Source organism: Aquirufa sp. (assembly GCF_044239315.1).
GTDB lineage: Bacteria > Bacteroidota > Bacteroidia > Cytophagales > Spirosomataceae > Aquirufa.
Genome location: NZ_JBIIBQ010000004.1, coordinates 49,654 through 70,540, shown reverse-complemented (window position 1 = coordinate 70,540; position 20,887 = coordinate 49,654). Strand labels below are relative to the sequence as shown.

The window sequence follows — 20,887 nt, the reverse complement described above, 5'->3', positions numbered from 1 at the left end:
ATTATTGAATTTTAGCTATGTAAACTTCGAAAAGTAAAGGAGTGTTTCCGGGAATATTGGTATTACCCTTAGCACCGTATCCTAAAGAAGACGGAAAAATAAGCACTGCTTTTTCTCCTAAACGCATTTTCTCAATACCTTTCTGAAAACCTTGGACTGTTTCTTTCCCACCGACGGTTACACTTAAACTGTCAGAACGAGACATATTTCCATCAAAAGCTTTGGTATTTAAAAAGCGTCCAATGTATTTGACTTTTACTATTTTGCCAGTCGTGGGAATTTCGCCTGTGCCGGCTTTTAAACGTATGAAGCGTAAGCCATCTGGTTGAGCCTCCGTAACGGTATACTTGTACTGGGCGATGAATTCACGAATCAAATCATCTTGCGTACGAACAACATATGACTTAACCTTCACCATTAGAGGAGTGTATGCAGGTAAATCAGGAAAGGCTTGCGCCGTTCCGGGTATTACGAGTGTAGCTTGTTCCCCCTCGCGCAGAGCTGACATTAAATTAACAAACACAGGATTACTAAATCCATAGCGAAAGAAATAAGGAGAATTAGTCGACCTGTTTGTACTATCTAGTACCTTACCTGTGGTCAGGTTCGAGAACTCATAGTGAACAAAAAGCGAATCGCCTGTGGTTGCTAATTCTCCTGTTGGATTCGACTTAGTTACAAAATAATAGCCTCCTTTAGCCAATGCCGTTGGATTTTGATTTTTTGAAGCAAAATAAGCTAAGATCTGTTTTTCATTTTCTTCCGCCTTCACCTCATCTTCTAATGCAATATCAGATAAACAGGAAAACGTAAAAAAGGCAACAAATAGGAATCCGAAAACTTTCATTCAATTATTTCTTAGACAATACTTCTAATTCAAACACTAAGATAGCATTTGCAGGGATACGTGGAGCAGCTCCTTGTGCACCATATCCTAAAGAGGATGGGATCACAAATGTACCTTTTCCTCCTTTTTTCAAAAGCATCATAGCCTCATTAAACCCTGGAACTAATTGACCCACTGGAGGTAATGTAACAGCAGCCCCTTTGTCAAATTCTTTACCATCTAAGAAAGAACCTATATAATTCACTTCCCATGATTCTCCCATCTTAGGACTTTCTCCAGCACCTGGATTAGAAATGGACACATAAAGACCAGTTGCAGTTTTAGTAAATTTCTTTCCTAAACCAGCGACATAAGCATCAATTGTTTTAGAATCTTTACCTAATTGCTGATCTGCTAACTTTTTCATTTCTTTCTCAAATTCTGCACGTGTTTGAGATTTTTTGATTTTAACAATGAAACGAACATCTGTTCCACGCTTCAAGAAAGGAGGAATCTGTTGTTGCGCGTCTTTAAATAAACTATCAACAGGAACAAAAATGGTTGCACTATCACCCACAGATAATAAACGTAAACCATTCTCAAAAGTACCTTTAAATGCGCCTGGAATGGGTGCTGCGGGAACTAAATCTTGTATCGCATTACCTTCTTTACGAGAATCTTTTATGATTGAATCAGCTGCATTTTTGATCACTAAATCAAAAGTGATGACATCACCCTCTTTTAATTTAGGGGCAGAATCATCATGTTCGTGTTTTTGAATTTTAACACCCTCTACTACTTCGACCTTGTTACACGAAGCTAGTGCAAGTGCCGCTACAAAAATTACTGCTAGTTGTTTACGCATGAGATAGATTTTAAATATTTTTAACTCGATTTATTTCAGAAAGGTACAAAGGTAACACTTCCATTAGTTTTTTCTTTGCATCTGACAAAGTTCCCGCAGAAAAACGTCCACCGGACGCATTTTTGTGTCCACCACCTTCAAAATATTTTGAAGCAAATTCATTGACTGCAAATGGTTCGATCGACCTAAAAGACAGCTTTACACCATCTGGACGCTCAATCATTAGGATAGACCACACACAACCTGCAATCTGTAAACCATAGTTTACGATGCCCTCTGTATCTCCAGCTTGAGAATTAAATTTTGTTAAATCATCCGCTGTAATCCACAAAAATGCGAGATGATACTCCGGGAGGTATTCCATTCTTTGGCCTAGAACGTGACCAATAAATTTCAAACGATCGATACTTGACGAATCAAAAACCTTGCGATGTACTTCATTCGTATTCACCCCTAAACTGATAAGTGCAGCCACGATTGTGTGTACATGTGCGGTCGTATTAGGATGTCGAAATGACCCCGTATCCGTCATAATGCCTGAATAAAGGCAAGACCCTATCGATGGATCCAGCAAACTTTCATCTCCCCACTCAAGAATTAAATCATAGATTAATTCACATGTTGAGGCTGCAATGGTACGGTGATAATAATAATCGCCAAAGTCTTCCGGATCCAAATGATGATCAATCACCACCTTTTTTGCCCTCGACTTACGAACCGCAGGTGCCAAATTATGTAACCTTTGAATACCTGAGAAATCCAGACAGAAAATAAAATCAGCTTGTTCTACTAATGCATCAATTTGCACTTTATGTACTAGCTCATCATACGCTAAAATATCCTCTGCACCGGGCATCCATTTTAAGTTAGCAGATACCGCAGAGGGTACCGCTACCGTTGCCTGAATACCTTTTTTGGCTAAATATCCCTGAAAAGCAAGAGTAGAACCAATTGCATCCGAATCCGGATTGTAATGGGCAGTGATTACGGCTTTCGTACCAGGAATAAGTTGGGCTTTTAACTCAGAGATAGAGGTCATAAATTGGGGTTACCAGAAATAAATTTGGGCGAACGCAAAGTTAGAGATAAATTTGTAGAAAATTATACCAATGTCGACAAACAGAACTTTCACTATGATCAAGCCAGATGCCGTTGCAGAAGGCAATACTGGTCCCATTATTCAACATATTGAAAAAGCAGGATTTAAAATTCTTGCGATGACAAAATTGAAAATGACCCCTGAGCAGGCTGGTCAATTTTATGCCGTTCACAGCGAGCGTCCTTTCTACCAAAGCCTATGCGATTACATGTCGCAAAGCGAAATCATCCCGATGATTTTAGAAAAGGAAAATGCGGTGGAGGATTTCCGTACATTAATAGGAGCCACAAACCCAGCTCAAGCTGCTGAGGGCACCATTCGTCGCTTGTTTGCTAAATCGATTGAAGCAAATGCGATCCACGGATCCGACTCAGATGAGAATGCAGCCATTGAAGGTGCGTTCTTCTTCCCAGGAGTTTAAAATTTAGCGGTGTTTGTAGAAGAGGAATCCATTCTCTTCTTTCTGGAAAATTAAGTTCGGATGGTATTTGAACTTATCCTCCACATCAGCTTTCATAATAAAATAGGCTGGTCTATCCAGCTTTTTTGCAGCCAATAATACATCGCCCGCGGGAGAACCTGCGGGCTTTTGAAAATACAGGAGCTGCGCATAGGACTTGAATCCGACTGGCTCGATATAGACTTTTTGGCCCACTTTTGCGCTATAAAAATCAATCACAGTCGCCTGCGTATATCCCTCTATTTTAGGAACCACAATCGCCATATAGGCCATAATGGTCACCAGCGAAGCAGCAAACAACGTGTGCAACTTTCCCGTAAATAAGTAGTAAATCACGGCGAAGGCGAAAACAACGCCAATTAAAAACTCCCAGCCAGCCCAGTAAACCGGTGCCTGTAAATTGCCTTGTACGAATACATCTTTAATAAAAGGAGCAATGGCGCCCGCGTTTTGGCCTATCAAAGGAACAGCCGTCAATACCGCTGCTAAAAGTAAACCAACGAATCCAATCGCCGTCTTGTATTTCCAATGAAAACGAAATTCTCCGCACTGCCACTCCTGCAACACTACCGCCGAGAAATACGTCAACGGTATCCAGCACATCGATGAATAATGCACGATCTTCGTCTTCACGATACTAAATAGAATCAAGACCACCCAAAACAAGACCTTCATCCAGTTCGAAAAATCGTGTTCTTCCTTTTTAAGCCTAAACAAACGAGCCCCTGCCCAAATGGACACAGGAAAGCATCCAATCAATAGGACGACAAAATGGTAATAAAATGGCTGCCCATGTCCTGCATCCCCGGTGGTCATTAAGCGAACTTGGTAACTAAAGAAATCTTCTATGATCTGCCAGCCATACTTGTAGGCAATCAAGCCGTACCAAGCCACAAAAAAGAATACAGAGATCAAACCTGCCACAACCGCTCCCGTAAACAATCGGCCATTCACTCTCGAACGGTACAGTATTCCCACGAACAAGAGAGTCAAAGCCCAGAGGAGCAAAGCCGCGGGACCTTTGGTCAACAAGGCTAAACCAATGGCAATTCCGGCAAAAACAACCTTTCTATACCTTATCGAATCCTGGAAAAATTCCGAAAAGAAATAGACCCCCAGAAAAATTAACAGATTAAAAAGGGGATCAATAATCCCTGAACTCGCATATACGTGCGGTGTGACGGCTACCAAATAAGAGAAGGCCCATAGATTCCCAAAATTCGCACTCCATTGTTTTTTACCGATTGCATATAGCGTCCATAAGGTCATTATCCCGATGATCGCATTCGGAAAACGCGCGGCAAACTCCATCGAAATATCGGATTGACCCGAAAAGGAATCAAAGGCCATAAAACTCAAGGCCTGCAACCACAAAAACAAAGGAGGTTTCTCCCAAAAGGGTTGAAAATTAATTTGGACGCTCAAAAAATCACCTGTCACAATCATCTCCCGCGCCGATTCCGCAAAGTTCACCTCATCCCAGTCGAATAAATGGGTCGATCCTAAAAAAGGAATGTACACTGCCGCACCTATCAGCGCCCAGAATAGATATGGTTTACTTTGTGCGAATCTTAGCATAGTTTAAAAAATAAAATAAGGCGGATGCACCTACCCCGATAAAAGCTCCCACTAGGGTATCCACCGGAAAATGTTGAAACAAATAAACTCTAGAATAGGCAACTCCCACAGCTAAAATTCCCGCAATAATACCCCAGTAAAAACGCTGAAAAAGCACAGCTACCCAAAAGAACATGAAAAAAGCTGCTCCCGTATGGCCAGATGGCATTGAATTATAGGAATGTATGGATAAGCCTTCTACTAAATGCCACTTGACACCGCTCGAAGCAAAGTAAGCAAGGGGCCGTAAAGAGGAAGTGAAAACGAAATGCTTCAATAATTGTATCGACCCAGTAGACAAGGCATAGGAATAGGCATATGGCAAAGCGTATTCCCTTCGAAAGCGAAACAAATAAACCAACAACAAAACAGGCAAAACGACTTCAGCAATAGAAGTAAGGCCTTGAAAAACGATATCTGCGAAAGCATTATGTGCACCGTTAATCAATAGCAGCTGATCCAGGCGCTCAGTGGAGCCTACAAAAAACCAGCCCACCACTTCGAATAAAATAAAAATCCCTAAAAAAGCTTTAAGGGAAGGACTCCAATGCTTCATGCCTCGAAATTACGAATTTGTTCAGCGCAACTATTGCTGTTTTCGAATATTTTCGTAATTTCGCATTCTTTTTTACCCAAGAGTGAAAATGAACGTCCTAGAAGCATACCAGATACCGATACTATCTCTAGAGGATAAAGTATACCAGTATTCCTTCACCGGAAACGACGAGTTTTTCGCTGCTTTCGAGCAGGAATGGGTTCAAAAGGGCGAATTTAACGCAAAAGCGACGTTAGATAAAACGGCCACCATGATTCAGGTAAGACTGATTATAGATGGTCATTTGAAATTAATTTGCGATCGGTCGAATGAGGAATTTGAATTCCCTATTCATATTGATGAGAAGATTATTTATAAATATTCGGATCATAATGAAGATATGGGGGACAATTTGTTCTTATTAGACAGAAAGTCGCCTAAGCTAGATTTATCGCAGGATTTATTTGATTTCATTGCCTTACAGGTGCCCATGAAAAAGTTGCACCCGCGGTTTGTGAAGCCTTTAGAAGAGCATGTTGATGGCGAGTTGATTTATACAACAGAACCGGAAGACGATAAAAATGCCGATCAGGAGCCAGAAATGGATCCCAGATGGGCAGCATTAAAAAAATTAACAGACAATAATTAATAAATAACAATACCATGGCACATCCTAAAAGAAAAATCTCTACTACTCGTCGTGATACAAGAAGAGCGCATGATTTCGGAACTCCTAAGCATTTAGGTGTAGATCCACAAACAGGCGAAACTCACCTTTACCACCGTGCACACGTACATGAGGGTAACTTGTTCTACAAAGGAAAAATGATCGTAGAAGGATTCTCGGTTAAGTAATTCCCTGATAGACTGCAGCTTTTCTCTGTTTTTTCAGTAAACCTGAAAAAATCCCGTTAAAATGCTATTTTTTGACTAAATTTAATGCTATTTTTGCCAAAAGCTTTAGTAATTAAACATAATTAAATGAAAATAGCCGTTGATGTGATGGGTGGGGATTATGCTCCAGAAGCTGTAATCGAAGGAATAATTTTAGCTTTACCAAGTCTTTCAAACGACGAAACCATATTAGCTGTAGGTCCTAAGGACACCATAGAACAATTAGTAGCGAAACACGGGTATACTGGCAATCAAATTGTCATTATTCATGCGGACCAAGTAATTGAAATGGGTGAACATCCAACCAAGGCACTATCTCAAAAACCCAATTCCAGCATCGGAGTTGGGTTTCATCTTTTAAAAGAGGGCAAAGCAGATGTATTTGCCTCCGCAGGAAATACCGGCGCAATGATGGTCGGATCTTTGTTTTCTGTGAAAACCATCGAAGGAATTTCTCGCCCAGCGATTGCCGGTTTCGTTCCACAAGAGGACGGAACTTATGCTTTAATGTTGGATATTGGTGCAAATGCAGACTGCAAGCCAGAGATGTTAGATCAGTTTGCGCTACTAGGTTCTGTGTATTTTGAGGCAACCACAGGAAAGAAATCTCCGCGTGTGGGTTTGATGAACATAGGAGAGGAAGAGCAAAAAGGGAATATCCTTTCGCTTGCGACCCATGCCCTTTTGAAAGAGAACAAGAAGATTAACTTCATCGGAAACTTAGAAGGAAAAGACTTCTTTAAGAATAAAGCAGACGTGATTGTGACGGATGGATTTACGGGAAACATTATCTTGAAAATGGGGGAATCCTTGTACAAGATCATGAAGGACCAGGGAATCATGAATGAATTTATTGAGAATACGAATTACGAAAAATACGGCGGTAGCCCGATCATCGGGATTAATGGGAATGTGATTATTGCACATGGGTCTTCGAGTCCTTTGGCCATAAAAAACATGATCAAATTGTGTAGATCCGTCGTAGCATCAGATGTTTGCGGAAAGATTAAGGCCGCCATCGAGAACCAATAATTAATATGAGCCAAAAAATAAGTGCAGCCATCACCGGAGTCGCAGGATATGTACCGGATTATGTGCTGACAAATCAAGAATTAGAAAAAATCATTGACACGAACGACGAGTGGATTACCACCCGCACCGGTATCAAGGAGCGACGTATTTTGAAGGGTGAAGGCTTAGGAACGTCATTCATGGGAGCGAAAGCGGTGGAGGATCTCTTGAAGAAAACCAACACGAAACCGGAAGAGGTAGATATGGTTATCTGCGCGACGGTGACTCCCGATTACTTTTTCCCCTCCGCATCGAACTTGATTTGCAAGGCAGTAGGCATCCGCGAGACGGCTTCCTTTGACTTAGCAGCCGCTTGTTCTGGTTTCTTAAACGCTTTAGGTGCAGGTACTGCCTTCATCGAATCAGGTCGTTACAAGAAAATAGTGGTGGTGGGAGCTGATAAAATGTCTTCGATTGTGGACTATACGGATCGTACGACGTGCATTCTTTTTGGGGATGGAGCCGGTGCTGTGATGTTAGAGCCTAATTATGAAGGTTTAGGAGTTCAAGACTTTATCTTGAAATCGGATGGAGAAGGATGTGAGTCCTTAATGCAAAAAGGGGGCGGAAGCGCTTACCCTCCTACGGTAGAATCAGTAGAAGCAAAATGGCATTATATTCGCCAAGAAGGTCAATCCGTATTTAAATTTGCAGTAACTCGCATGGCAGATGTTTCGGCAGAAATCATGGAGCGCAATCATTTAACTGGTGACGATATTAAATACTTAGTTCCGCATCAAGCGAACAAGCGTATTATCGATGCGACAGCAAGTCGTATGGGTGTGAGCGATGATAAAGTGATGTTGAATATCCAGAATTATGGAAATACGACGGCGGCGACGATTCCGCTTTGTCTTTGGGATTACGAAAACAAACTAAATAAAGGAGATAATCTGATCTTAGCAGCCTTCGGTGGAGGATTCACGTGGGGATCAGCTTACGTTAAATGGGCATACGACCCTAAATAATCAGAAATGGCAACTACAGCAGACATTAAAAATGGTATGGTGATTAAATACAACGACGACTTATACTCGATCATTGAATTCCTTCACGTAAAACCAGGAAAAGGCCCGGCTTTCGTTCGGACTAAATTGCGTTCTTTAACTTCGGGTAAAGTAATCGATAATACCTTCAACTCAGGCGTGAACATTTATCCTGTTCGTGTGGAACGTAGAAAATACCAGTTCATTTACAAAGATGAGTTTGGCTATAACTTCATGGACCAAGAATCATTCGAGCAAATCCTATTAGGCGATAACCTTTGTGTGATGGCTGATTTGATGAAAGAAGGTCAAGAGGTAGAGATTTTGATCAATACCGAAAATGATGCGGCGCTATCTTGCGAATTGCCTCCATTCGTAGAATTAAAGGTTACGTACACAGAACCAGGTGTTCGCGGCGATACGGCTAACTCCCCTAAGAAACCAGCTACTGTAGAAACAGGAGCTACGATTACGGTGCCTATTTTCATTGAACAAGATGAAGTAATTAAAGTAGATACAAGAACCTATTCATACGCTGAGCGTGTAAAATAATTAGCTACCTTTGTAGCGTTTAATTAACAAAAAGAATGGATACTAAAGAAATTCAACGATTACTCGATTATATCGCTAAATCTCCATTAGCTGAGGTTAGCATCGAAACAGAAGGATTAAAGGTTTCTGTTAAGAAATTTGGAGAGGCAGCTCCAGTCGTTTCAGTTGTGGCGGCAGCACCAGCGGCGGCTCCAGTAGCAGCGACTCCTGCGGCAGCACCAGCGGCTCCAGCAGCACCTGCACCCGTAGCTGATAACTTATATACGGTTAAATCACCCATGATCGGTACATTCTACCGTGCAGCAGGTCCAGATAAAGATAATTTCGTGGAAGTAGGATCAGAAATCGCTCCAGGCAAAACCTTGTGTGTAATCGAAGCCATGAAATTATTTAACGAAATCGATTCAGAGATCTCTGGAAAGATCGTTAAAATCTTAGTTGATAATGCAAGTCCAGTAGAATTTGATCAACCTTTATTCGTGGTTGAAAAAGCGTAATCTATGTTTAAAAAGATATTAATAGCGAATCGCGGGGAAATTGCCTTGCGTATTATTCGGACTTGTAAGGAGATGGGCATCAAAACGGTGGCCGTTTTCTCTACCGCCGATCGCGATAGTTTACATGTTCGCTTTGCGGATGAGGCCGTTTGTATCGGACCTCCGCCCAGCAGACAATCTTATTTGAGTATTCCGGCGATCATTTCGGCTGCAGAAGTAACTGGAGCTGATGCGATCCACCCAGGATACGGTTTCCTTTCAGAAAACGCGGAATTCTCGCGTATTTGTTCAGAACATGGCATTAAGTTCATCGGTGCTTCGGCGGAGATGATTAATTCGATGGGGGACAAAGCGACAGCGAAAGACACGATGAAAAAGGCAGGAGTTCCGGTTATTCCAGGATCTGACGGCTTAATCGACACAGTGGAGGAAGCAAAAGAATTAGCGAAATCCATTAAATACCCGGTCATCATCAAGGCTACGGCAGGTGGTGGCGGACGTGGTATGCGCATCATCCGCGAGGAGTCGGAATTCGACAAATTATGGGAAGATGCGAAAATGGAATCAGCGGCGGCTTTTGGAAACGATGCGATGTACATGGAGAAATTCGTAGAGGAGCCTCGTCACATTGAGATCCAGATTGTGGGAGATAAGTTCGGCAAAGCATGTCACTTGTCAGAACGTGATTGTTCGATTCAACGTCGTCACCAGAAATTATGTGAAGAAACCCCTTCCCCTGCCCTTTCAGACGAATTACGTAAGAAAATGGGGGACGCTGCGATCGCAGGTGCGACAGCCATAGGTTACGAGGGCGCGGGTACCATCGAGTTCTTAGTGGACAAAAATGGGGATTTCTACTTCATGGAGATGAACACGCGTATCCAAGTAGAGCACCCAATCACAGAAGAGGTTACAGATTTCGATTTAATTAAGGAGCAAATTAAGGTAGCAGCAGGCATTCCGATTTCGGGCCAAAACTACTTCCCTAAATTATTCGCTCTAGAATGCCGTATTAACGCGGAAGATCCAGCGAACGGTTTCCGTCCGTCTCCAGGTAAGATCACGAATCTTCACCTTCCAGGCGGCCACGGAGTTCGTATCGACTCTCACGTCTATTCTGGCTACACGATTCCACCGAATTACGATTCGATGATCGCTAAAGTAATCGTTTCAGGCCAAAGCCGCGAAGAAGTTTTACTTCGCATGAAGCGTGCCTTACAAGAATTCGTCATCGAGGGGATTAAAACAACGATTCCTTTCCACATCAAGTTAATGGATGATCCTACTTTCAAGTCGGGTCAATTCACCACAGCATTTATGGAAACGTTCGATTTAAGTGACTTATAATAAATAGATAAGGGAGGCTCGAAAGGCCTCCCTTTTTTATTAGAAACCGATTTGATAGCCGGTAAAGACATCCATTTGTTTACTGTTGCTCTGCAATGCCGTGATAATAGAACCTGAACCCAGGTAAAAACCAGCCACTCGAATTCCCAATCCACCATTAATGCCCGTCACCTCATGGTTAGACCAGGGTGAATAAATTTCAAAGTACTTTGTTTGAAAACGCGGAATGACCGTTATTGTATTGGGACTAGTGATCTCCTTATTCCCTTCTCCTTGCCTAATATTGTATTGTGCGTTTACATCTAGATTCAATCGATTAAGCGCCCTTATAGAGACATAAGCCTGTACAGTTGTAGGCAATTTTATCTGTACATCTGAATTGGATTGGCCCTCTTTAGTCATATAGCCACTTGAAATCAAAAGCCCCTCCAGCTGGGTTAAGCTGGAAAGAGTGGCCAAACTGAATAAATTAAATCCAGGTTTAGTCGCAGTGGGAGCTGGAATGTTAACATTGTAATCAACCACATTGATTTTTTTTGCCTGATAGCTTAAACTACCCAGATTTTTTACTGACATTCCAGCGTGTATTACAGGTATTTTTTTATCATTTATATATTGATAAGTAAGACCTAAGTCCACAGCAGCTCCACCAAATTCTCCCCAAATCGCACTGGTAAAATCACTTGGATTGGCAAAGCTTTTGGCAAAATTACTCGTGTAAGCTAAATTCAATTTAGTGGACGTATTAATCAAATTAGCCTGTGGTGGAAATAAATTGTATTTAATGGTTCCTGAAAACTTAGTCAGCCCGATGTTTGCATACGAAGCAGGGAAGAGAATCGAAACGGCCATGCCTGCACTTAACTGGTGATTTACTTTGTCGACAATCTTTCTAGAAGCGGCAAAACTAACTTGTCCCCAACTCGATGAGTTAATGCGCTGATTATATGGATTAGATAAAGGTAATGACCCTAAGGTTAAGAGTGCATTACTATAAATTGAGTTCATTAAATTCACATCTAAATCGTCAATATTGGCTTTAAGGAATGCTTTAGTAAGTATTCCAAAACCCCATTTTTTATATCTAAATCCAACACTAGGACCTAAAAATTCAACGTTAACATCTAAATCTAAGGGTGTACCAGAGGAAAACAAGGCACTTTGTGGTGACTTTCCACTTCTGATATCCATAATCGACATCTTATTATTTCCAAAGGATAGAGATGTTCCAATCAGATTGAATTCTACTTTATTTGTCAAATTCGTTAATTCAGCGGGATTGTACGCCGCATTAAACATTCCTACCCGTTTCGTTGACATCATTCCCGCGAAATGAACCTGTGCTACCAACGCTGGGCAGGACAAAAGAAAAAGGAATAGGTAGACCGAAATTTTTTTCATGAGTAATGGAACAGTAGTAGCTCATAAAGTTCGTTATTTTTCATTTAATTCTTTCTCGCAAAACATTTTAAATTAGACACTTGCATATCAAATCAAGATTTTATAAATTTGCACTCCCATTTTTCGATTGAATGCCCGTTTGAAAGATAAAATAGGTCATAATCAATTCCTTTAGACAAATTCCGTGGTCTAGGTGGAAACGATTCAAACAGTTAAATTATAAACAAGTGGATACTTTAAGTTACAAGACCATCTCCGCAAACAAAGCTACTGTACAGAAAGCTTGGTTTGTTGTAGATGCTGAAAATCAAGTTTTGGGACGTGTTTGTTCTGAAATTGCGAAAATTATTCGTGGAAAGCACAAGCCTTCTTACACTCCACACGTTGATTGTGGCGATCAAGTTATCGTTATCAACGCGGACAAAATTCGCTTAACTGGTAAGAAAATGACAGACAAGGTGTACATCCGTCACACGGGTTACCCAGGTGGTCAACGTTTCGCAACTCCACGTGAGGTTTTAATTAAGAACCCAAGAGGTGTTGTAGAATCAGCGGTTAAAGGTATGTTACCTAAAAATCGTTTAGGTCGTGTTTTATTCAACAACCTATTCGTTTATGCAGGACCAGAACATCCTCACGCAGCTCAACAACCTAAAGAACTTACCTTTTAACGGACATTAAGAAAATGGCAGAAATAACAAGTAAAATCGGTAGAAGAAAGACAGCGGTAGCTCGTATTTCTATGACACCAGGTAAAGGCCAGATTAAGATCAACGGCCGTGTATTAGCTGATTACTTCCCATCTGAAATTCTTCAGATTGTTGTTAATCAACCTTTCGCTTTAACGAACACAGTAGGTTCATTTGATGTAACAGCTAACGTAGATGGCGGTGGTATCAAAGGGCAAGCTGAAGCGCTTCGTATGGCGATTTCACGTGCACTTCAAACGCAAGATGCAGAATTACGTTCTCCTTTGAAAAAAGAAGGCTTCTTAACTCGTGACCCACGTATGGTGGAGCGTAAGAAACCAGGACGTGCGAAAGCTCGTAAGAGATTCCAGTTCTCTAAGCGTTAAGATTTGTTCGTGGAAAAGGCTTGTCTGTTGCCGATGCCTTTTCCACCTTTTTATTATTCACACATTTAAACAACCAAAATGGCACAATTAAGCTACAACGACTTGCTTGACGCAGGCGTTCACTTCGGTCACTTGACTCGTAAGTGGGATCCTAAAATGGCTCCATATATCTTTATGGAGAAAAATGGTATCCACATCATTGATCTAAATAAAACTATCTCTTCTTTAGAAGAAGCTTCAGCAGCTCTTCGCGCGATTGTACGTTCAGGCCGTAAGGTGATGTTCGTTGCAACGAAAAAGCAAGCACAAGAAATTGTGACGACAGAAGCAGATAAATTAAAAATGCCATACGTAACTGACCGTTGGTTAGGTGGTATGTTGACTAACTTCGCGACTGTACGTAAGTCTATCAAGAAGATGTCTAGCATTGATAAAATGTTAAAAGACGAAGTTATCGTGAAGACAATCGCTAAGCGTGAGCGTTTAATGTTAACTCGTGAAGAAGAAAAATTAAAGCGTGTGTTAGGTGGTATCACTGACTTAACTCGTCTTCCAGCGGCTTTGTTCATTGTAGACGTTAAGCGTGAGCACATCGCGGTTTCTGAGGCTAAGAAATTAGGTATCCCAGTTTTCGCTATGTGTGACACTAACTCTAACCCAGACTTAGTTGATTACCCTATCCCAGCGAACGACGATGCTTACAAGTCTATCTCTATCATCATCACAGCTATTTCTAAAGCGATCGAAGAAGGTTTAGCTGAAAGAAAGCAGGATAAAGATGATGCTCGTGAGGCGGAAGAAGTGGAAGCTAAAAAAGCAGCGGATGACGATTCACAAGAGGCAGCTAAGGTAGCGGCTAAATACGAAAAAGAAGCAGAACAAGAATAAATATTCATAACATGTCAATTACAGCAGCAGACGTTAATAAGTTACGCCAAATGACTGGCGCGGGAATGATGGATTGCAAGAAAGCTTTGACAGAAGCCAACGGTGACTTCGAAGCAGCAGTAGATATCCTTCGCAAAGCAGGTCAAAAAGTAGCAGCAAAACGCGCAGACAATGAAACAAATGAAGGTGTTGTTTTAGTAGCACTTAATGCGGATCACTCAAACGGTAAATTAATCGCTTTAGCTTGTGAAACTGAGCCAGTTTCTAAAGTAGCTGACTTCAATAACTTAGCAAAAACAATCATTGACAAAGCAGCAGCGTCTCACGCTCCTTCAGCGCATGATTTATTAGCTGAGCCATTAGCAGATGGACGTTCAGTAGAAGGTCACATCATCGAGCTTACTGGTAAAATTGGAGAGAAAATCACCTTAGCAGCTTACGAAAACGTATCAGCTGAGAAAGTGGTTTCTTACATTCACTCAAACAACAAAATCGGTGTTTTAGTAGCATTTGAAAACGTTCAAGGAGCAGATGTATCAGAAGTAGGTAAAGATATCGCGATGCAAATCACAGCTATGAAGCCTGTCGCTTTAGACAAGGATGGCGTAGATGCTGAGACAATCGAAAGAGAAATCGAAATCGGAAAAGATCAAGCACGTCAAGAAGGTAAGCCTGAGGCGATGTTAGAGAAAATTGCGGTAGGTAAATTAGAGAAGTTCTACAAAGAATCTACTTTATTGAACCAACAATTCGTAAAAGACTCATCGATCACGATTCGTCAACTATTAGAGCAAACGCAAAAAGGTTTAACGATTTCATCGTTTAAGCGTATTTCGTTAGTTTAATTCGACTCGAATTTATACAAAAGACCCACCCGAAACGGTGGGTCTTTTTTTTGTCATTAAAATTCTAGCCAGATGCTCATTTTGAGTTGATAGAATGCGGGACATTTTCTAACTTGTAGTTGAATTCAAATTCCGAAAATTTCAACGCGCGAATGGCATTAATCAGCATCTTAGGTGGAGGAGAAAGTGGTGTAGGAGCCGCATTACTAGCTAAATCAAAAGGTTTTGAAGTATTCTTGTCTGACTCTGGTGTGCTGAAGTCGGCGTATCAAGAGACCCTTCGTGAAAATCAGATTGAATTCGAGACTGGAGCTCACTCGCTAGACCGTATTTTAACATCGAACGAGATCATTATCAGCCCCGGTATTCCGGAAAAAACGGATATTGTTAAGGCCATCAAGGCAAAAGGAATTTCCCTCGTTTCTGAAATTGAATTTGCCGCGCGTTATACAAAAGCGAAATTAGTGGCTATCACGGGATCGAATGGAAAAACAACCACTACCCTTTTAACTTATCATTTCTTGAAATCCACTGGTTTAAAAGTGGGTTTAGCCGGAAACATTGGGCAGAGTTTTGCGAAGCAGGTGATGGAAGACCAGCACGACATCTACGTTCTGGAGATTTCCAGCTTCCAACTAGATCGTTGCTTTGAATTCAAGCCTGATGTGGCTGTTTTATTGAATATCACGCCTGATCATTTAGATCGCTACGAATACAAATTTGAAAATTACATAGCCTCGAAGTTTAGAATCTTCCAAAATGCGGACGCTCGTACGAGCTGCATATTTTGGACAGATGATGAAGTCATTACAGCTAATCTCAGCCAGTTGCCTACTGCCGCTGGTTTGAAACGCGTTAGTTTCCACAAGCCAGCAGATGCTTTCATTACTTCAGATAAGATTCAATTCGATGGCGCGACCTTGCTTTTAGCTGATGCACCCTTAAAAGGACCGCACAATGCCATCAACATGTCAGTGGCTATGTTAGCTGCACATGAAGCTGGTGTGTCGTTTGCGCAAATTTTAGCGTCTCTTCCCTTCTTTGAAAATGCGCCGCACCGCCTTGAGTCATGCGGCAACTGGAATGGAGTGGAGTTTATCAATGATTCTAAGGCAACGAACGTGGATGCCGTATTTTATGCCTTAAATAGCTACAAGCAACCCTTGATTCTGATCATGGGCGGTGTGGATAAAGGCAATGAATACGAAGTCTTAGACCCGCTGGTGAAAGAAAAGGTGAAGGGATTGATCTGCCTTGGAACAGATAACGAGAAATTAGAGAAGCATTTCGGACCCATCGTTCCACAGCTTTTTGCCACTGATTCGTTAGAGGATGCGGTGACTAAGGCAAAAGAATGGGCCTCAGCAGGGGATGTGGTTTTACTTTCCCCGGCCTGCGCGAGCTTTGATTTATTTAAGAATTATGAGGATCGAGGAGATCAATTTAAAAATACTGTTAAACGCTTAATCCATGGATAGTAAAATCAGAGCCTTTTTTCAAGAGCACCTGAAAGGGGATTATAAGATTTGGTTGATCGTGTTTATATTGAACGCGTTCGGCTTATTGATTCAGTTCTCTGCGAAAGCAAAGTTAACGATGGATGGGCCGTTCGAGCCGCTTTCGAGTTTTGTTAAGACCTTAGTGATTTTAGGAATCTCCTTTTATTTAATGTCCTATTTCTCTAAATCGAATTATAGCCGAGTGGCTAAATTTAGTGATTTAGCGCTGTTTTTATCTTGGGGATTGGTGATGGTGGCCTATGTTTTTGGGGCGACTAAGGGGGGTGCAAATCGCTGGGTGAATCTAGGGCCCATTTCGTTTATGCCTTCGGATATGGTGAAATTATGCCTTATTACGAGTCTAGCGAAAGATTTCTCTTCCAAACAGGCGGATCCAGATTCCTACAATACGGTCATGTTCATTCGCATGTTGATCAAGATTGGTATATCGTGTTTTTTAATCATGCTTTCAAACTTCTCGACGAGTGTATTGATCTTTTTGACGAGTATTATTTTGATGTTTTTTGGCCGTGTTCCCTATAAACAAATCGCATCAATTATTATTCTAGTGGCCGCCATTGGTGTAAGTGTAGTAGGTTTAGGAATTGGCCAAAGAGCGCAGACGGTAAAAACCCGTATCGAAAACTACGTCCAGCGTATTGGCAAAAATGAAACAAAAGTAAACAAAGCAAAAAACGAAGATTACCAAATCACGCGAAGTCTCTATGCCATCGCTACGGGAGCGATTCACCCGAAAGGACCCGGAAAAAGTCAGCAACGCTATATTTTATCCCAAGCAGAATCCGATTTCGTCTATGCTATTATTATTGAAGAATATGGTATCGTAGGAGGATTAGCCATTCCGCTGCTGTTTTTGGTTTTTATGTACCGGGGGGCGAAGGCCATACAATACAGCAATAAGCCCTTTGGAGGATTATTATCTGCCGGCTTAACTTTCTCGATTGTCTTCCAGGCCTTCATTAACATGCTCGTAGCAGTAGATGCGGGTCCGGTAACGGGACAACCGATGCCGATGATTTCTGCCGGAGGTACCTCCTTGATTTTTACTGCCATTAGTATAGGACTTATTTTAGCAGTAAGTAAAGATAAAGATCCAGAACCCGCACAACCTTCCTTAGTCTAATGTCCATTAAACGCGTCATCATTTCAGGAGGAGGAACCGGGGGACATATTTACCCAGCCATTTCGATTGCGAATGCGATGAAGGAAATCGATCCTTCTTTGGAATTCTTATTTGTAGGGGCTGAGGGGAAAATGGAAATGGAGAAAGTGCCCAAAGCCGGATTTAAAATCATTGGCTTACCTATCGTGGGAATCCAAAGAACCCAAGTTTGGAAGAATATTTTCTTCCCTTTTAAGCTAGCTAAGAGTCTTTTTTTATCTGCCAAAATCCTAAAAGATTTTAAACCCGATGTAGCCGTGGGTGTGGGTGGATATGCCTCGGGACCGCTTCTGTTAGCTGCCCGTTTTTTAGGTATCCCTTATTTTATACAAGAACAAAATTCCTTTGCAGGAATCACCAATAAGGCCCTAGCTAGTAAAGCAGAGCATATTTTCGTGGCCTACCCAGGCATGGAAAGATTCTTTCCTGCACAGAAAATTACCTTAAGTGGCAATCCGGTGCGAAAAGATTTACTGGAGTCTGCCGGAAAAAGAGAACAGGCAGCGGCTCACTTTCACTTAGATCCAGCTAAAAAAACGCTATTAATTATTGGCGGATCCCAAGGAGCCAGAACCATCAATCAGGGGATATTGGCCGGATTAGATCGTTTACAGAAGTCGGATGTACAGGTGATATGGCAGACAGGAATTGCCTTTGAATCCACCGCAAAAACAGCAGCTGAAGGATTTTCAAGTGCCTATGTTTCTGCTTTCATCTACGAAATGGACTTAGCCTATGCGATGGCAGATCTGGTTATCTCTCGAGCTGGTGCCTCTTCCGTATCTGAAATATGCCTGTTAGGCAAAGCAAGTATTTTAGTGCCTTTACCTAGCGCAGCTGAGGATCACCAAACAGAAAATGCCAAGAGCCTCGTTTCCCAAAACGCTGCCATCCTCGTTCGCGATGCGGAAGTAAAAGAACAACTGATTACGGAGGCTTTGAAAGCTATCCAATCTGATGTAAGTACCCTAGAAAAAAACAGTCTTCGTTTAGCCAAGCCAAATGCCGCACACGAAATAGCCCAATCCATTCTACACGCATGAAAAAAGAGTTAAGCCTTAGTGATTTAAAACAAGTCTATTTCTTAGGAATTGGGGGAATCGGAATGTCTGCCATCGCTCGGTGGTTCATGCACAATGGATTTCCGGTGGCTGGATACGACAAGACAGAGAGCCCGCTGACTCAACAATTAGCGGAAGAAGGAATGGAGATTCACTATGAAGATTCCATCGATTTAATTCCCAAAGCCTGCCTAGAAGATGTAGAACACAGTTTATTTATCTACACACCCGCCATTCCGAAGGATCATGTAGAGATGAATCACTTGTTAGGCAAAGGCATTCGACTGTACAAACGTTCCGAAATCCTAGGTTGGATCACTCAACAAATTCCTACCCTCGCCGTGGCAGGAACGCATGGAAAAACGACAACTTCCTCTCTATTAACCCATTTACTGATTAGTGCAAATAAAAACGTGACGGCCTTCCTAGGCGGCATCACGGTGAATTACGGCACGAATTTTATCCCCAATCAGTCAAAAGAAAATATCGTCTGCGTAGTTGAAGCCGATGAATACGATCGTTCTTTCTTAACGCTTCACCCTCAAGCTGCCGTAGTCACTTCCACAGATGCCGATCACCTGGACATTTATGGGGATGGGGATTCGGTTTTAGAGAGTTTTCAATTATTTGTGACCCAAATCAAAGCTGATGGATTCTTCATCCAGAAAAAGGGGTTAACTCTACATTCTGAATTAGGCGATGTTACTTTTGGAATTGATAAAGGAGATTTCCAAGCGCATAACATCCGCATTGAAAACCACCGCATGATTTTTGATATGAAATACCCGGGTGGAGAGGTGAAGGACATCCCGATGCGGATTCCAGGTTTTCACAACATTGAAAATGCCTTAGCTGCAGCAGCCTTAGCGATGCAAGTGGGTGTGACAGGGGAAGAAATTAAGGTGGGTATTTCCTCTTTCCTAGGGGTAAAACGTCGCTTTGAATACCATGTAGAATCAGCGGATCACGTTATGATCGATGATTATGCACACCATCCGACGGAAATTGCCGCTTGCTTAAACTCGGTGAGAGCGCTCTATCCGGGCGAGAAAATTACTGCCGTTTTTCAACCGCATTTGTTCTCTCGAACAAGGGATTTTATCGATGACTTCGCTAAGAGCCTGGCCATCGCGGACGAATTGTATTTATTGGATATTTATCCGGCTCGCGAGCTTCCGATGGAGGGGGTTACCTCGGATTGGTTATTGAGAAAAATCGAGCTAGAGGATAAGCAGGTGATCTCAAAAGCAGATTTACTCAAGGTAATTGATGAGAAAAAACCATCCTTATTAGTCACGATGGGAGCTGGAGATATCGATCTTCTTTTGAATGATTTAAAATTGAGCTTATCTTAGTATAATTTTTCAAAATGAAGGCAAACGCGGCATTAATCAAGCAAGTAATCGGGATGGTGATTCTATTCACCCTCGTCCTTGCTGCAGTCATTTTTGCCGAAATTAGCTTTAATGAAGTCGTTTGTAAAGGAGTCGAAATTACACTTGATTCAGAAAACGAAAAGGCCCTTTTAAGCAAGAAAGACATCAAATTAATGGTATCTGAACAAGGGACAGAATACTTTTTAGACAAACCTATTACCCAAATCTCCCTGCGTAAAATAGAGGAACGAATTAAGCGCATACCCCTTGTAAAATCTTGTGAGGCACACCATGATTTCAGTGGAGTGATTTCTGTTTCTGTTAAAGAGTATAAACCCATAGCTAGAATCGTAAGATCGACCATAGGCACCTCCCCTTTTCCAGATCAATACATTTCAGAGGATGGGAAATTCATCGGCACAAGTCCTTTGTTTACCCCACGGATTATTGTTACGGGCGGACCTTATTTTGATGGCAAAAGAGATTTACAAGACAAAAGGGGCAAGACCTTGATTCCATTCTTTCAATACATTGAAAATAATGAATTTTGGAAAGCACAAATCTCCCAAATCATTGTCGCAAAAGACGGAGGAATTGTGTTAATTCCCACAATAGGTACGACCCGGATTGACTTTGGACTACCGATCAACATTGAAAACAAATTCAAGAAACTATTCATATTCTATCAAAAAGTAATACCCAATAAAGGCTGGAATAAATACAGCTGGGTACAGCTGAAATATAAGAATCAGCTTATTTGCGAATAATGACCAAATGTTTTAATTTAATATCCGTTCTACAAAAAAAATA

At 41.6% G+C, this 20,887-nt stretch carries 23 protein-coding genes; 17 read left to right on the top strand and 6 right to left on the bottom strand.

Annotation, left to right across the window (positions count from 1 at the left end):
- Position 1: 1 nt before the first annotated feature.
- The 3 genes from ACILP5_RS02295 to ACILP5_RS02285 are packed head-to-tail and all read right to left on the bottom strand — an operon-like array spanning position 2 to position 2,730.
- Positions 2–847, bottom strand: coding sequence for an FKBP-type peptidyl-prolyl cis-trans isomerase (locus tag ACILP5_RS02295; RefSeq protein WP_395617035.1), 846 nt, complete (start codon positions 845–847; stop codon positions 2–4).
- 4 nt (positions 848–851) lie between these two features.
- Entirely contained in the window at positions 852–1,691 is an 840-nt protein-coding gene (locus tag ACILP5_RS02290; RefSeq protein WP_395617034.1) for an FKBP-type peptidyl-prolyl cis-trans isomerase, read from the bottom strand.
- 10 nt (positions 1,692–1,701) lie between these two features.
- Complete coding sequence (locus tag ACILP5_RS02285) at positions 1,702–2,730, bottom strand: bifunctional oligoribonuclease/PAP phosphatase NrnA (protein WP_395617033.1); 1,029 nt, start codon at positions 2,728–2,730, stop codon at positions 1,702–1,704.
- A gap of 70 nt (positions 2,731–2,800) precedes the next feature.
- On the opposite strand from ACILP5_RS02285, the gene ACILP5_RS02280 reads away from it, so the two are divergent.
- Positions 2,801–3,211, top strand: a complete 411-nt coding sequence (locus ACILP5_RS02280; protein ID WP_395617032.1) for a nucleoside-diphosphate kinase — start codon at positions 2,801–2,803, stop codon at positions 3,209–3,211.
- 3 nt (positions 3,212–3,214) lie between these two features.
- Here ACILP5_RS02280 and ACILP5_RS02275 read toward each other — a convergent pair whose 3' ends face one another.
- Positions 3,215–4,828, bottom strand: a complete 1,614-nt coding sequence (locus ACILP5_RS02275; RefSeq protein WP_395617031.1) for an ArnT family glycosyltransferase — start codon at positions 4,826–4,828, stop codon at positions 3,215–3,217.
- The gene (locus ACILP5_RS02270) at positions 4,806–5,423 is read right to left on the bottom strand and encodes a phosphatase PAP2 family protein (protein ID WP_395617030.1); all 618 of its coding nucleotides are present in this window, start codon (positions 5,421–5,423) and stop codon (positions 4,806–4,808) included. The genes ACILP5_RS02275 and ACILP5_RS02270 overlap by 23 nt, the downstream gene beginning before the upstream one ends.
- 88 nt (positions 5,424–5,511) lie before the next feature.
- On the opposite strand from ACILP5_RS02270, the gene ACILP5_RS02265 reads away from it, so the two are divergent.
- From ACILP5_RS02265 to accC, 7 genes are all read left to right on the top strand, one after another.
- Positions 5,512–6,051 carry a YceD family protein gene (locus ACILP5_RS02265; RefSeq protein WP_395617029.1) on the top strand — a complete coding sequence of 180 codons (540 nt, stop codon included), beginning with the start codon at positions 5,512–5,514 and terminating at the stop codon, positions 6,049–6,051.
- Between the two features lie 14 nt (positions 6,052–6,065).
- On the top strand, positions 6,066–6,257 hold the full coding sequence (gene rpmF, locus ACILP5_RS02260; RefSeq protein WP_395617028.1) for a 50S ribosomal protein L32: 192 nt from the start codon (positions 6,066–6,068) through the stop codon (positions 6,255–6,257).
- A 126-nt stretch (positions 6,258–6,383) separates the two neighbouring features.
- Positions 6,384–7,328, top strand: a complete 945-nt coding sequence (gene plsX / locus ACILP5_RS02255; protein ID WP_395617027.1) for a phosphate acyltransferase PlsX — start codon at positions 6,384–6,386, stop codon at positions 7,326–7,328.
- A 5-nt stretch (positions 7,329–7,333) separates the two neighbouring features.
- Positions 7,334–8,335: a beta-ketoacyl-ACP synthase III gene (locus ACILP5_RS02250; RefSeq protein WP_395617026.1), complete on the top strand. Its 1,002-nt coding sequence runs from the start codon at positions 7,334–7,336 to the stop codon at positions 8,333–8,335.
- 6 nt (positions 8,336–8,341) lie between these two features.
- Positions 8,342–8,905 (top strand): elongation factor P, encoded by a 564-nt coding sequence (efp, locus tag ACILP5_RS02245; RefSeq protein WP_395617025.1) that lies wholly within the window; start codon positions 8,342–8,344, stop codon positions 8,903–8,905.
- A gap of 35 nt (positions 8,906–8,940) precedes the next feature.
- Positions 8,941–9,402 (top strand): acetyl-CoA carboxylase biotin carboxyl carrier protein, encoded by a 462-nt coding sequence (gene accB, locus ACILP5_RS02240; protein ID WP_395617024.1) that lies wholly within the window; start codon positions 8,941–8,943, stop codon positions 9,400–9,402.
- A gap of 3 nt (positions 9,403–9,405) precedes the next feature.
- Entirely contained in the window at positions 9,406–10,749 is a 1,344-nt protein-coding gene (gene accC / locus ACILP5_RS02235) for an acetyl-CoA carboxylase biotin carboxylase subunit (RefSeq protein ID WP_395617023.1), read from the top strand.
- A 39-nt stretch (positions 10,750–10,788) separates the two neighbouring features.
- Here accC and ACILP5_RS02230 read toward each other — a convergent pair whose 3' ends face one another.
- On the bottom strand, positions 10,789–12,150 hold the full coding sequence (locus tag ACILP5_RS02230; protein WP_395617022.1) for a hypothetical protein: 1,362 nt from the start codon (positions 12,148–12,150) through the stop codon (positions 10,789–10,791).
- Between the two features lie 227 nt (positions 12,151–12,377).
- Here ACILP5_RS02230 and rplM point away from each other — a divergent pair, with 227 nt between their 5' ends.
- The 9 genes from rplM to ACILP5_RS02185 all read left to right on the top strand — a co-directional run bounded on the left by rplM (position 12,378) and on the right by ACILP5_RS02185 (position 20,844).
- A complete protein-coding gene (gene rplM, locus ACILP5_RS02225) occupies positions 12,378–12,821 on the top strand; it encodes a 50S ribosomal protein L13 (protein WP_395617021.1) in 444 nt (147 codons plus the stop codon).
- Between the two features lie 14 nt (positions 12,822–12,835).
- A complete protein-coding gene (gene rpsI / locus ACILP5_RS02220) occupies positions 12,836–13,225 on the top strand; it encodes a 30S ribosomal protein S9 (protein ID WP_130895016.1) in 390 nt (129 codons plus the stop codon).
- 78 nt (positions 13,226–13,303) lie between these two features.
- Positions 13,304–14,113 (top strand): 30S ribosomal protein S2, encoded by an 810-nt coding sequence (gene rpsB, locus ACILP5_RS02215; protein ID WP_395617020.1) that lies wholly within the window; start codon positions 13,304–13,306, stop codon positions 14,111–14,113.
- An 11-nt stretch (positions 14,114–14,124) separates the two neighbouring features.
- On the top strand, positions 14,125–14,958 hold the full coding sequence (tsf, locus tag ACILP5_RS02210) for a translation elongation factor Ts (RefSeq protein WP_395617019.1): 834 nt from the start codon (positions 14,125–14,127) through the stop codon (positions 14,956–14,958).
- A gap of 152 nt (positions 14,959–15,110) precedes the next feature.
- A complete protein-coding gene (gene murD / locus ACILP5_RS02205) occupies positions 15,111–16,436 on the top strand; it encodes a UDP-N-acetylmuramoyl-L-alanine--D-glutamate ligase (protein ID WP_395617018.1) in 1,326 nt (441 codons plus the stop codon).
- Positions 16,429–17,601, top strand: a complete 1,173-nt coding sequence (locus tag ACILP5_RS02200) for an FtsW/RodA/SpoVE family cell cycle protein (protein WP_395617017.1) — start codon at positions 16,429–16,431, stop codon at positions 17,599–17,601. Before murD ends, ACILP5_RS02200 begins: the two co-directional genes overlap by 8 nt.
- Positions 17,601–18,683 carry an undecaprenyldiphospho-muramoylpentapeptide beta-N-acetylglucosaminyltransferase gene (murG, locus tag ACILP5_RS02195; RefSeq protein WP_395617016.1) on the top strand — a complete coding sequence of 361 codons (1,083 nt, stop codon included), beginning with the start codon at positions 17,601–17,603 and terminating at the stop codon, positions 18,681–18,683. Before ACILP5_RS02200 ends, murG begins: the two co-directional genes overlap by 1 nt.
- Positions 18,680–20,056: a UDP-N-acetylmuramate--L-alanine ligase gene (murC, locus tag ACILP5_RS02190; RefSeq protein ID WP_395617015.1), complete on the top strand. Its 1,377-nt coding sequence runs from the start codon at positions 18,680–18,682 to the stop codon at positions 20,054–20,056. The genes murG and murC overlap by 4 nt, the downstream gene beginning before the upstream one ends.
- 14 nt (positions 20,057–20,070) lie before the next feature.
- Positions 20,071–20,844, top strand: coding sequence for a cell division protein FtsQ/DivIB (locus tag ACILP5_RS02185; RefSeq protein ID WP_395617014.1), 774 nt, complete (start codon positions 20,071–20,073; stop codon positions 20,842–20,844).
- Positions 20,845–20,887: the final 43 nt, after the last annotated feature.